Below are 12267 nucleotides of genomic sequence, written 5' to 3'. Positions count from 1 at the left end.
TGCGATCGATGCTATCGGTCGTGGCACGACGGTCCAATCGGACGATTCCGAGTTTTTGCGGCATAACGGCCGACGATATGCCGTTTCGGAATTCATGCCGTTTTCGACTCGGCCGATTCCTAGCCTCCATAGGCGCAAACTCCGATTTCGGGGGCCCGCCGAGGGTGGTCACGGGTCGTTCGTTATAATCGGCCCATCGTTTTTTCCGGTTCCCCCATGGCAAGCACACCCCAAACCGAGACACCCCGCGACAAGCGTCCGCCCAAACCGCGCCGCTCCATCTGGCTGCGCCTCGCCCTTTGGTTCGTAGGCCTTATCGCTGCGATGGTCGTATGTGGCGCGTTGCTCGCGGGGTACGTTCTGGTAGTCATGACGCCGCAATTGCCGTCACTGGACACCATCGTCGATTACCGGCCGAAGATTCCGTTGCGCATTTACACTGCCGACGAAATCCAGATCGGGGAATTTGGAGAGGAGCGCCGGAATCTCGTGCGCTTCGCCGACATTCCCGACGTCATGAAAAAGGCCGTGCTTGCCATCGAAGACGACCGTTTCTATCAGCACGGCGGCGTGGATTTCATCGGAATTTTCCGTGCGGGCGTGGCGAACTTCACGCGTGGCGGTTCCTCCCAGGGCGCCAGCACGATCACGATGCAGGTCGCGCGCAACTTCTTCCTGTCGAGCGAGAAGACGTACACGCGCAAGATTTATGAGGCCCTGCTCGCGTACAAGATCGAATCTCGCCTGTCGAAAGATCAGATTCTTGAGCTCTACATGAATCAGATCTACCTCGGCGAGCGGGCCTACGGCTTCGCCAGCGCGGCACGCGTGTATTTCGGCAAGGACCTGAAGGACATCACGCTCGCGGAAGCCGCCATGCTCGCCGGACTGCCGAAGGCGCCTTCGGCGTACAACCCGATCGTCAATTACAAGCGGGCGCGCGTCCGCCAGGAATACATCCTGAAGCGCATGTACGATCTCGGGTACGTGTCGAAGGCCGAATACGATCAGGCGATTGCGCAGGAGATGGTCGTGCGCGGGCTGGGCAGCGAGTTCAGCGTACATGCCGGATATGTCGCGGAAATGGTGCGCCAACTCCTCTACGCACAGTTCAAGGACGAGATTTACACGCGCGGCTTCAACGTCTACACGACCATCAATTCGGCAGACCAGGAAGCGGCGTACGAAGCGCTACGCGCCGGCGTCATGGCCTACGAGTTGCGCCATGGCTATCGCGGCCCCGAAGCCAATATCGACTTGCCGGACGGCAAGGACGAACGCGAGCAACTGATCGACGACACCCTGGTGGAGCACCCGGACAGCGGCGACATGGTCGCGGCCGTGGTCCTGTCGGCAACGCCGCAGCAGGTGAAGGCGGTATTGCTCAACGGGGACGATGTCACCGTTACCGGAGACGGACTGCGCTTTGCCGCCGCCGGCCTGAGTGCCAAGGCCCAGCCGAAGCAGAAGATTCGCGCAGGCTCGGTGATTCGCGTGACGAAGGACGCCAAGGACAACTGGCGCATCGTGCAGATGCCCGACATCGAAGCAGCGTTCGTCTCGCTCGATCCGCAAAACGGCGCGATCCGTTCGCTCGTCGGCGGCTTCGACTTCAACCGGAACAAGTTCAATCACGTCACGCAGGCATGGCGTCAGCCGGGTTCCAGCTTCAAGCCGTTCATCTACTCGGCAGCGCTCGAAAAGGGATTCGCACCGGCAACCATCATCAATGACGCGCCGCTGTATTTCACGGCGGCGCAAACGGGTGGACAACCGTGGGAGCCTAAGAATTACGGCGGCGGCTTCGATGGACCGGAACCGATGCGCGTCGCGTTGATGCGCTCGCGCAACCTCGTATCGATTCGTATTCTTCAGAGCATTACGCCCGGGTACGCGCAGAAGTTCATCGGTCGATTCGGGTTCGAAGCCGACAAGCACCCCGCCTATCTGCCGATGGCGCTCGGTGCCGGCATGGTCACCCCGTTGCAGATGGCAAGCGGCTATGCGGTGTTCGCGAACGGCGGCTTCCGGGTGAATCCGTTTATCGTGGCCCGCATCACGGACTCAAAGGGCAACGTCATCATGGAAGAAAAGCCGACCACGGCCGGGGACGAGTCGATCCGCGCCATTCCGGCGCGCAATGCGTTCCTCATGAATTCGATGCTGCATGACGTTGCCACGCGCGGTACGGCGGCCAAGACCAATGCGCTCAAGCGCAGCGACCTCGCCGGCAAGACGGGCACGACGAACGACTCGCACGACGCGTGGTTCGCGGGCTATCAGTCTCAATTGGTCGGCGTGGCCTGGATCGGCTTCGATCAGCCGCGAAACCTTGGGGACAGGGAAACTGGTGGCGGCTTGGCGCTGCCGATCTGGATCGACTACATGTCGAAAGCACTGCGTGGCGTGCCGGAAGCGACGCGCCCGATGCCACCGGGCATCATTCAGGCGAACGGCGACTATTTCTATGACGACTATCCGCCGGGTCGCGCCGTGAGCACGGTGGGACTGAGCGCAGAACCGGCGCCGGACGGCTCGGCGTCGCCAGGGCCATCAGGTGCGCTGCCCGGTCAGATGCCGGCCCAGTCGGGACCGGCGCCAGCACCCGCACCGGTCGACCGTCAGGAACGTCAGCGCATCCTGGATATGTTTAACAGCAAGCCCTGACGCGCCCGTGAATCAGCCGGCCTGAAGCGTCACGGTCTCGCCGGCCTGCTGCGATGCAAAGCGCGACAAGGCTTCGAACAATTCGGAGTCGTCGCGCGTATCGCGCCACTTGTCGCCCTTCAGGCGGAAGTGGAAGCCACCCGAACGGGCGGCGATCCAGATCTCGCTCATCGGTGTTTGGACGTTGACGATGATCTTGCTACCGTCGTCGAATTCGAGCGTCAGCACGTTGCCGGTACGCTCGCAATCGATGTCGACATCACTGTCGTCGACGACCGCCTCGACAGCCGCCTCGACCTGCGCCAGCACTGCCTCTGCGAGCGCCAGGAATTCACTTTCCGTCATGCTAAACTCCACGGTTTGCGTCATCGCTTGCATGCCGCACCACGCGGCGATACCCCCATGACTGCACCTATTCGAACCTGCGCGATTGTAGCGTCGATTGCCCTTTTGAGCGTATTGGCGGGCTGTGGCCAGGCCGGTCCGCTGTACCTGCCGGCGCGTCCGGTGAAACCGACCCCGCCTCCGGGAGCACCGGTTCCGCCGCCGCCGCTCGTACCCGAGCCGCAACGTGGACCCTCGGTCGAAGTACCACCCGCCGCGTCGCTGCCGGCGGCAAAGTCGGAATAAGCGAAATTAGCCGACATTGATCGACGTTGCCTTGCGGTTAACCGACGTCACGCAAGTCCGATCATAAATTGCCGAAGCGAGACGACTTCGGCAATACCGGCACCCGTTGTTGAGCCATGGGCTGCAGTCGTCTCCGTTGCCCCAGTTGATTACCGAGTTTTTGCGATGTCCGACGCCATCTTTTCCTACCGCGACGACGTACTCCATGCCGAAGGCGTAGCACTGCCCGCGCTCGCCGAGCGCTTCGGCACGCCGCTTTACGTCTATTCGAAGGCTGCCCTGACGAATGCCTATCAGGCATACGCCAAGGCCTGCGAAGGCCGCAACGCGGCGGTGCATTACGCCGCTAAAGCCAACTCGAATCTTGCAGTGCTCGGCGTGTTCGCCAAGCTGGGGGCGGGCTTCGACATCGTGTCGGCCGGAGAACTGGCCCGCGTGATCGCCGCTGGCGGCGACCCGACGCGCGCCGTGTTTTCGGGCGTGGGCAAACATGCCGACGAAATGCGCTTCGCGCTGGAAAAGGATGTCTTCTGCTTCAACGTGGAGTCGCGTCCGGAACTCGACCGGCTCAATGAAGTGGCGGGGCAAGTCGGCAAGCGCGCGCGCGTGTCGCTGCGCGTGAATCCGAACGTGGACGCCAAGACGCATCCCTACATCTCGACGGGGCTGCGCGGCAACAAGTTCGGGGTGGCGTATGAAGAAGCGTTTGACGCCTACCGCGCGGCCGCTGCCATGCCGAATCTGGAGGTGGTCGGCATCGACTGCCATATCGGCTCGCAAATCACCGAAATCTCTCCGTATCTCGACGCGACCGACAAGGTGCTCGATCTGGTCGAAAGGCTTGAGAGTGCGGGTATTTCGCTGCATCACATCGATGTGGGCGGCGGATTGGGAATCACCTATACGGACGAAACGCCCCCGGACATCACGGCGTTCGCGACCACGCTGCTCGATCACATCGCCCAGCGCGGCCACGGCCATCGTCAGGTGTTGTTTGAGCCGGGTCGCTCGCTCGTCGGCAACGCCGGCGTGCTGCTCACACGTGTCGAATTCCTCAAGCACGGCGAGACGAAGAACTTCGCCATCGTCGATGCGGCGATGAACGATCTGGCGCGCCCCGCGATGTACGAGGCGTATCACGGCATCGATCCGGTCGAGCGTCGCACCGGTGAGCTCGCGACTTATGACGTCGTCGGCCCCGTGTGCGAGAGCGGCGACTGGCTCGGGCGGGACCGCGCGCTGGCCATTGCGCCCGGTGATCTGCTCGCCATTCGCTCCGCCGGCGCCTATGGTTTCACGATGAGTTCGAACTACAACACGCGCCCGCGCGCCGCCGAAGTCATGGTCGACGGTAACGAAGCCCACCTCGTACGCGAACGTGAAACGGTCGAATCGCTGTTCGCCGGTGAACGCCTGCTCCCCGCGGGCGTCTGATCCGCGAGTCTCTGCCGCTGACCCTTCGCGGGCACTTCGCCTACCCCTCGTCTACCCTTCGCCGACCGTTTTTCGCCTGCGAAGCGCCCAGAACAACCGGGCGCCGAGCAGGCCCGCCACCACGATCGCATAGATCGCCGGCTGGGCAAGATCGTTTTTGCCCGCCTTCATCCACCAGTAGTGCAGGATCGCCAGCACCGCGATCGCGTAAATTGCGCGGTGCAGCCGTTGCCAGCGCCGCCCGCCCAGACGTCGGACCATCGCGTGCGGCGATGTCAGCGCCAATGGCACCATCAGGACGAACGCCGCAAATCCCACCGTAATGAATGGCCGCTTCCCCGTGACGTCACGCAGGATGCTGCCCCAGTCGAACCACTGGTCCAGCCAGAAGTACGTGGCAAAGTGCAAAGCGCCGTAAAAGAACGCGAAAAGGCCGAGCATGCGGCGAAAGCGTAGCCACCACGAAAAACCGGTCAATCGCCGCAGAGGTGTCACGGCAAGGGTGATGCAGAGCATGACCAGCGTCCACGTTCCCGTCGAGCGCGTGATGAATTCGACGGGGTTCGCGCCCAATCGGTCCGTGAATCCGTAGAACACGAGCCGCAGCAACGGCAACAGCGCCACGCCGAAAACGACGACCTTCGTCCGCGCGACCCAGCGTTGTGCGGGCCGCTGCCCCGCCGACGCATGCGCAGTCGCAGTTCCAGCGCGGCGCAATTCGGCAGAGGGCTGGGAGGGAGGTTGGGAGGAGGACGTCGGCACAGTGTGTCGGCTCAGAAAAACTTGCGCAGGTCCATGCCCTGATACAGGCTCGCTACCTGGTCTCCATAGCCATTGAACATCAACGTCTTTCGTTTCGGCGTGAAAATGCCGCCTTCGCCGATGCGACGCTCAGTGGCCTGGCTCCAGCGCGGATGATCCACGTCGGGGTTCACATTCGAGTAGAAGCCGTACTCGTCAGGCGCGGCGCGATTCCAACTCGTCAACGGCATCTTCTCGACAAAACGGATCTTCACAATGGACTTCGCGCTCTTGAACCCGTATTTCCAGGGCACGACCATGCGCACCGGCGCACCATTCTGGTTCGGCAACACCTCGCCGTACAAACCAAACGTCAGCAACGACAGCGGATGCATGGCCTCGTCCATGCGCAGGCCTTCCACATACGGCCAACTCAGCACCGGATACGACAGGCCTGGCATCTGCTTCGGATCGGCAAGCGTGACGAATTCCACGTATTTCGCGTTGCCCGTCGGCTGCACCCGCTTTATCAGTTCGGACAAGGGATAGCCGATCCAGGGAATGACCATCGACCATCCCTCCACACAACGGTGCCGATATACCCGCTCTTCTTGCGGCGCAAGCTTGAGCAGCGAATCGAGATCGTAGATCTTTGGCTGTTTCACCTCGCCCTCGATCGCCACCTGCCACGGACGCGGCTGGAGCGTGCCCGCACGGCGCGACGGGTCGGACTTGTCCGTGCCGAATTCGTAGAAATTGTTGTAGGTCGTGACATCCTTGACGCCGGTCGGCTTGTCCGTCACGACGTAGCGGTTATTGCGTGTGGCCGAGAGACTGGGCAACCCGGTACCGGGGCTATCGGCCGCAAGCACGCCCGATGGCAGAACACCCAGCGCAGCGCCGCCAAGGCCTGTCAACCCCAGACCGGACGCTTGCAGAAAGCGCCGCCGTCCGGTCGCCACATCCCGCGGCGTAATACTGCTCGCCGGGATATCCGTGCCGCGCAGTGTCGACTTGTTCGTACTCATGATGCCCTCCGGACGTGCTCGCTTTGCCATTGTCGCCGCAACTGTTGCCACGCCTGTCGCGGCAACCACTACGGCCTGCGCTTGCCGATGCCTGCAGCGACAAGCCGCCGCCCGCCGGTATCGGCGCGATATCCGCTGGGACCGGCGTGCGCGCGGCGCTGTTCCCGCCGACACAGTGCGGCAAATCATACGACACGATGAAAAAAGCCGCCGACACTCGCGTGCGGCGGCTTTCCAAACCCTGTCCTGCGGGCGACGGGAACGTCAGAGTTGCCCGTAGCTATGCAATCCCGAGAGGAACATGTTCACGCCAAGGAAAGCGAACGTCGTGATCAGGAGCCCGGTCAACGACCACCACGCAGCCACAACACCGCGAAGCCCCTTCATCAGACGCATATGCAGCCAGGCGGCATAGTTCAGCCAGACGATCAGCGCCCACGTCTCCTTCGGGTCCCAGCTCCAATAGCCGCCCCAGGCATCTGCGGCCCACAGCGCACCGAGAATCGTGGCGATCGTGAAGAAGGCGAACCCGACGGCGATGGCCTTGTACATCACGTCGTCGAGCAATTCGAGCGACGGCAGACGCGAGGAGAAGAACCCGCTGTCGGCTTGCTTGCCGCTGGCAACCAGGCGCTTGTTCTCGCCTGACTTGAGCAGATAGGCGACAGCGACCATCGCCGCGAGCGCAAACGTGCCGTAACCGATAAAGTTGGCCGGCACGTGGATCTTCATCCACCAGCTTTGCAGCGCGGGCACGAGCGGCTGAATTTCGTACGCGCTTCGCGCCACGCTGTACCAGAGGTTGAAACCGACGGCCGCGCTGATCACGAGCAGGACGAACGGCCCCAGCGAGCGCGTTTCGTAGCGTTGCTCGTAATACAGATAGAACAGCGCAGTGATCAGGCAGAAGAGCACGAACACTTCGTACAGATTGGAGATGGGGATATGCCCCACATCCGCTCCGACGAGATACGACTCGTACCATCTCACCATCATGCCGGTGAAGCCCAGCAACACGGCCGCCCAGCACAGCGACGAACCGACGCTCGCACCGAACGGCGAGCGGGCGAGCAGACCGCCCCAATAGAAAAGCGTTGCGAGGAAGAACAGTGCACTCATCCACAGGATGGCGGACTGACTCGACAGGAAATACTTGAGAAAGAACGCCTGATCGGCACGCGCCAGGTCGTGGTGATACATGCCGATGCCCGAGAGCGCGAGAATCGCGATCCCCGCCATCAACCAACGCACCGACCGCCAGTGCCAGCCGAGCAACGCAAAGGTCGGCACCGAGAGCACCAGAATCGTGTGCTCGTAGTAATCCATGTAGTGGCCGTAGCGATTGAGCGCGAAGCCCGCGCCGAGCGCGAGCGCCAGCGCGAACAGCCAGTCGCCGATGCTGCGGCGTCGCAGCCACGAGATCTCTGAATAGCCCTGGGATAGCTCCATCTGTCTCACCTTCATCGTTTTGTGACGATCTCGTCCATCTCCGCCTTCGTGCGGGCGAATTCCTTTTCGAAATCCAGCGTGCGACGCGTGGTCGACACGGCCATCAACACCGAACTGCCGCCTTCGGGCGTGTCCTTGACCCACAGCCACAACCGCCGCTCGCGAACGTAGAACATCGAAAAGATGCCGAGCACGAGCAGCAAGCTGCCAAGATACACGATCTTCTTGCCCGGAGAGCGCGTGAGCTGGAAGACGCTCGCCTGGATCTGGTCGAACGAGTCGAGTTGCAGGAACACCGGCGCGTCATACAGGAAATTGTCCGACAAGGCGTTGGTGGCCGTGTGCACGAAGCGCTCGGTCTCAGGCGACGGTGCAACGGCCGGCAGTCCCGCCTGTTCGCGCGCCACCTGCCACAGTTGCCAGATCGTCCCGTCGAGAATCCGTCGGAACATGTCCGCTGCGCTCGATTGCTGATCCGGCGGCACTTTCTCGTTCACGAATTCTGCAATGGCCTGCAGGCCGCCCGTCGCATGACCGTTTTTGCTCGCCGGCATGGCGCCCGAGAACAAATCGAGTTCGCGCTTGGCGCTTTCCTGCAATTGCGCCCGCAAATCGGCCGACGTCTGCGCCGGCAACGATTGCGCCGCAAAGCGACGGGCAGCCTCGGCACGGGCACCGTCATCCTGAAGTGCGGCGCGCAACAACATCCACTGTTTGACGGAACCCTCGGCATCCGCCGGAATGCGCAGATACTGGAACGGCCCGTCCGGGGTATCACGCACGCCCGTCATGAACACGCGCTCGCCGTCTTCCACGAGAATCGGCAGCATGTAGTTGCGGTACTCCTTCGCTTGGCCGCTGCGATCTCGCACCTTGTACTGCACCGACGGACCGACGTTGCGCAGGTCCTTGCCCAGATCCGTGCGCGCTCCGGAACCGAGTTGCGCGCTCAACTCGTCACGCATCGACTTGCGGGCAACGCCGCGCGCATCGCGCTCACCCCGGCCGTTGCTGATGTTCTCCACGTTGATGGCGCGAAAATCGCTGAACTCGACCGTGTACTCGTCCTTGCCCGCCGCGCCGCCGCGCAGTTGCGTGGAACCGCCGATGTCGCCGGAGAACGCGAAGGCGCGATCGGTCGCCCCACGCATCGGGTAACCGGTCAGCTTCAGCTTGCTGCCACCGTCCTCAAAGCTCGACTGATAGATCGCCACGCCCTTGTAGATGAACGGCTCGTTGACCTTCACCGTGGCGTTCATCGTCTTGCCGGTCTCGGGGTCGGTCACGACGATATCGCTCGCGAACAGCTTTGGCATGCCCGTCGAGTAGTAGTCGACGTGAAATTTCTTTAGCTCGATGGAAAACGGCAGGTCCTGCACGACCGAGCCGTCCTGAAAATTCAGAATCGCCGTCGTCGACTTGCCGCCTTCGGGTACGAATGCGTAGCCGCGAAACGCGGGATTATTCGGCGAAAGTCGGTGTGCCTCCGGGATTTGCGCAATGACGGCGTTGCCCTGCAGCGGCGATTTCCCGAAAAGCGCCATCTGAGCGCGAATGAGCAGGTCGCTGTCGACCAGGCCACCCAGACAGATGATCACGATCGCACTGTGCGCGAAGATGTAGCCGATCTTGTTGATGGCACCGGCCTTGGCCGCAACGAGCGTTGCGCCTTCGCGCTCACGCACGACGAAGCGGTAACCTCGGCGCCCGAGATAGCCAGTCAGACGCGCGAGCAGGTCGGCGCGGGGTGCCGGGCCACTGAACTCGGCCTTGTGCCCGAAAGCGCGAAGGCTCCCCTCGCGTACGTGGTCGCGCCAGCTACGAATGTCCGCGATCATCTTCGGCGCGTTACGCACGATGCATAACGTCGTCGACGCCATCAGGAAGAACAGAATCAGCAGGAACCACCACGAGCTGTACACGGTGTACAGACCGAGCGAGCGGAAGACATCGGCCCAGAATGGACCGAACTGATTGACGTAATTAGGGTAGGGATCGCCCTGCTTGAGCACAGTGCCGACGATGCTGGCAATCGCGAGCACGGTGAGCAAACTGATGGCGAAACGCATCGAGCTGACAAGCTCAACGCCATCGCGCACCCATCGTTGCGCGCCCTTGATCTGCATTCCCGAGGTACTGATGCTCATCCTGTTTCCGACAACAAAAAGGGCGGCGACGCGTGTCTCACGCGCCCGCCACCCTGTGTATGCTAAACCAGTTCGATCCGCTCGCCTTGCGGCGCCGCGGCTGGTTTCGTTATAAGTCAGCGAATATACCCTGACATTCACATGGTGTCAGGGCAGGGCTCCCGAACGTCACCATCAACGCAGACCGGCGACGTAATCCGCCACGGCTTTGATTTCCTTGTCGGACAAACGACCGCCAATGGTGTGCATCGGCGCGTTATTGCCGCGTGTCTCGTCGCGGAAAGCCACGAGTTGGGCCGCGGTGTACTCCGCCCACTGCCCGGACAGACGCGGGTATTGTGCCGGCATGCCGGCGCCCGTCGGACCGTGACATGCGGCACACGCGGGCACGCCTTTCTCCGCGATACCGCCCCGGTAGATCTTTTCGCCGAGCGGCACGGTGTCCTTGTTGCGGGCGGCGCCCGGCTTGGGCGTCTGCGAGGCAAAGTACGCTGACACATTGCGCATGTCCTGATCGGACAATGCCGCGACCATGCCGGCCATGATGGGGTTGTTGCGTGCGGGGGTCTTGCCGGGCTGCGCCTTGAAGTCGACGAGCTGCTTGTAAAGATATTCGGAATGCTGACCGGCTAACTTCGGATAAGCCCCACCGGTGCTGTTGCCGTCTGCCGCATGGCAGGAGGCACACACCTGACTGGCGATGGCCTGTCCTCTGGCCAGGTCGGGTTTGGCGGGCGTCTGCGGCTCGGCGGCCTGTGCGGCGCCGCTCAGAAGGAAGCATGCCAGCGCCAACGGTGTTGCAGCGAGAGACTTCCACACTCCTCGGTTCATTCGCACACCTTATATCTGTTTTGTCGGGAAATCGGTCGTTCGAACTCACCGTCCGACGCCGTGTTTCTCCTCCAACCTCACGGCGCGCGAGACGTTCGGGCAAGCCTTGGCAAGGCCAAGGTTAACTTTCATATTGTACAATAAAGACTTTCCCCGGCTTTAGGGGATTTCCATGTAGAAGGCCGCAGTGCGGGGCTTCCCGGCCTCTCGCCGGTGAGTCGCCAACTCGCCGTTTTGCGTGCCTGCTCCCGCGTTGTGGCCCGATTCCGGTGGCTGCGGCGCTCCCCCGGTTTCCGTCATGTCCCTACTTCATCAAGCCCGCTTCTTCACGACCGTCAATCATCTGCGCGACCTGCCGCCCACGGCCGTGCCCGAGGTCGCCTTCGCGGGCCGCTCGAACGCGGGCAAGTCCAGCGCGCTGAACATCCTGTGCAATCAGAAGCGTCTGGCCTTCTCGAGCAAGACGCCGGGCCGCACCCAGCACATCAACTACTTCGAGATCGCCCACCTCGAGCATCTGTACGGCTACCTCGTCGACCTGCCGGGCTACGGTTACGCCGAGGTCGGCGGGGGCGTGAAAGTACACTGGCAACAGTTGCTTGGCGACTACCTGGTGCAGCGCCCACAATTGCGCGGGCTCGTGCTCGTGATGGACTCGCGCCGCCCGTTCACCGATCTCGATTGCGAGCTGATCGACTGGTTTTTGCCGACGGGCCGCCCCATCCACGCGCTGCTGACCAAAGCCGACAAGCTCACCCGCCAGGAATCCACGAACGTGCTTCGCGAGACGCAGAAGCGTCTGGCCGCGCTGCCCCGTACTGACGGCCTGCCGTCCGGGGATCCGAGCATCCCGCCGCAATTCACGGCGCAGCTGTTCTCCTCCCTCAAGCGTACCGGCGTCGATGCCGCTCAGCGTGTGCTTGAAGATTGGCTGGCGATCCCCGCTCGCGACGCCGCGAAGAAGTAAGTCCTGAAGGCCGTCACCTGTGCGGCGCGCCTGCCGATGACACGCAGCTCCATCGGCTCGAATTCCGACGCGTCGTTTTAAACGCCGATTCGAGTCCCGGCCCCTGTCATCGTAAGGTAGCCGTGGAACGACCCGCCCAAGCGCGACAAATCGTCGCGGCGCGTCATCACGTGTGTGCCGGGCTTCTTGAAATACCGATAGCGGGGAAGTATGGCTGTCGCCCATCGGCCGAACGGACGATAGCCGTCAGATTCTGCCCGAACGCGGGGGGATCGGGGAGGTTACCGGGAAGTTCGGCAACGATTCGGCCGCACATAAAAAAACCGCCGTGTAGGCACGGCGGGTTTAAATAAGCCTTATCGTAGAACGACAG

10 protein-coding genes are annotated in these 12267 nt (G+C 62.3%); 4 read left to right on the top strand and 6 right to left on the bottom strand.

Features of this window, described 5'->3' with window-relative positions:
• Positions 1 to 216: 216 nt before the first annotated feature.
• Positions 217 to 2667: a penicillin-binding protein 1A gene (locus tag PCA31118_RS21000; RefSeq protein ID WP_150626964.1), complete on the top strand. Its 2451-nt coding sequence runs from the start codon at positions 217 to 219 to the stop codon at positions 2665 to 2667.
• Between the two features lie 12 nt (positions 2668 to 2679).
• Here PCA31118_RS21000 and cyaY read toward each other — a convergent pair whose 3' ends face one another.
• Complete coding sequence (cyaY, locus tag PCA31118_RS20995) at positions 2680 to 3012, bottom strand: iron donor protein CyaY (RefSeq protein ID WP_044458581.1); 333 nt, start codon at positions 3010 to 3012, stop codon at positions 2680 to 2682.
• A gap of 57 nt (positions 3013 to 3069) precedes the next feature.
• Here cyaY and lptM point away from each other — a divergent pair, with 57 nt between their 5' ends.
• Entirely contained in the window at positions 3070 to 3297 is a 228-nt protein-coding gene (lptM, locus tag PCA31118_RS27425) for an LPS translocon maturation chaperone LptM (protein ID WP_150626963.1), read from the top strand.
• Between the two features lie 165 nt (positions 3298 to 3462).
• Positions 3463 to 4731 carry a diaminopimelate decarboxylase gene (gene lysA, locus PCA31118_RS20985; RefSeq protein WP_150626962.1) on the top strand — a complete coding sequence of 423 codons (1269 nt, stop codon included), beginning with the start codon at positions 3463 to 3465 and terminating at the stop codon, positions 4729 to 4731.
• Between the two features lie 51 nt (positions 4732 to 4782).
• Here the strand turns inward: lysA and msrQ are convergent, their stop codons facing one another.
• The 5 genes from msrQ to PCA31118_RS20960 form a co-directional block, all read right to left on the bottom strand.
• The gene (msrQ, locus tag PCA31118_RS20980; protein WP_150627029.1) at positions 4783 to 5448 is read right to left on the bottom strand and encodes a protein-methionine-sulfoxide reductase heme-binding subunit MsrQ; all 666 of its coding nucleotides are present in this window, start codon (positions 5446 to 5448) and stop codon (positions 4783 to 4785) included.
• Between the two features lie 56 nt (positions 5449 to 5504).
• Positions 5505 to 6500, bottom strand: coding sequence for a protein-methionine-sulfoxide reductase catalytic subunit MsrP (gene msrP / locus PCA31118_RS20975; RefSeq protein ID WP_150626961.1), 996 nt, complete (start codon positions 6498 to 6500; stop codon positions 5505 to 5507).
• 264 nt (positions 6501 to 6764) lie between these two features.
• Complete coding sequence (ccsB, locus tag PCA31118_RS20970) at positions 6765 to 7949, bottom strand: c-type cytochrome biogenesis protein CcsB (protein ID WP_150626960.1); 1185 nt, start codon at positions 7947 to 7949, stop codon at positions 6765 to 6767.
• A gap of 11 nt (positions 7950 to 7960) precedes the next feature.
• Positions 7961 to 10096 (bottom strand): cytochrome c biogenesis protein ResB, encoded by a 2136-nt coding sequence (locus PCA31118_RS20965; protein WP_246190356.1) that lies wholly within the window; start codon positions 10094 to 10096, stop codon positions 7961 to 7963.
• Between the two features lie 174 nt (positions 10097 to 10270).
• Positions 10271 to 10927, bottom strand: coding sequence for a c-type cytochrome (locus tag PCA31118_RS20960; RefSeq protein ID WP_150626959.1), 657 nt, complete (start codon positions 10925 to 10927; stop codon positions 10271 to 10273).
• Between the two features lie 298 nt (positions 10928 to 11225).
• Here PCA31118_RS20960 and yihA point away from each other — a divergent pair, with 298 nt between their 5' ends.
• The gene (gene yihA, locus PCA31118_RS20955; protein ID WP_150626958.1) at positions 11226 to 11894 is read left to right on the top strand and encodes a ribosome biogenesis GTP-binding protein YihA/YsxC; all 669 of its coding nucleotides are present in this window, start codon (positions 11226 to 11228) and stop codon (positions 11892 to 11894) included.
• The last annotated feature ends 373 nt before the right edge of the window (positions 11895 to 12267 follow it).

The organism is Pandoraea captiosa, assembly GCF_902459775.1.
Lineage (GTDB): Bacteria > Pseudomonadota > Gammaproteobacteria > Burkholderiales > Burkholderiaceae > Pandoraea > Pandoraea captiosa.
Note: the sequence above shows the minus strand (reverse complement) of the source record. Positions and strands in the feature narration are given on the sequence as shown.

Excerpts from the sequence above, each read along its gene's own strand:
- PCA31118_RS21000 (WP_150626964.1), top strand. The coding sequence starts at position 217 with ATGGCAAGCACACCCCAAACCGAGACACCCCGCGACAAGCGTCCGCCC.
- PCA31118_RS20960 (WP_150626959.1), bottom strand. The coding sequence starts at position 10,927 with ATGAACCGAGGAGTGTGGAAGTCTCTCGCTGCAACACCGTTGGCGCTG.
- cyaY (WP_044458581.1), bottom strand. The coding sequence starts at position 3,012 with ATGACGGAAAGTGAATTCCTGGCGCTCGCAGAGGCAGTGCTGGCGCAG.
- yihA (WP_150626958.1), top strand. The coding sequence starts at position 11,226 with ATGTCCCTACTTCATCAAGCCCGCTTCTTCACGACCGTCAATCATCTG.
- msrP (WP_150626961.1), bottom strand. The coding sequence starts at position 6,500 with ATGAGTACGAACAAGTCGACACTGCGCGGCACGGATATCCCGGCGAGC.
- ccsB (WP_150626960.1), bottom strand. The coding sequence starts at position 7,949 with ATGGAGCTATCCCAGGGCTATTCAGAGATCTCGTGGCTGCGACGCCGC.
- lptM (WP_150626963.1), top strand. The coding sequence starts at position 3,070 with ATGACTGCACCTATTCGAACCTGCGCGATTGTAGCGTCGATTGCCCTT.
- PCA31118_RS20965 (WP_246190356.1), bottom strand. The coding sequence starts at position 10,096 with ATGAGCATCAGTACCTCGGGAATGCAGATCAAGGGCGCGCAACGATGG.
- lysA (WP_150626962.1), top strand. The coding sequence starts at position 3,463 with ATGTCCGACGCCATCTTTTCCTACCGCGACGACGTACTCCATGCCGAA.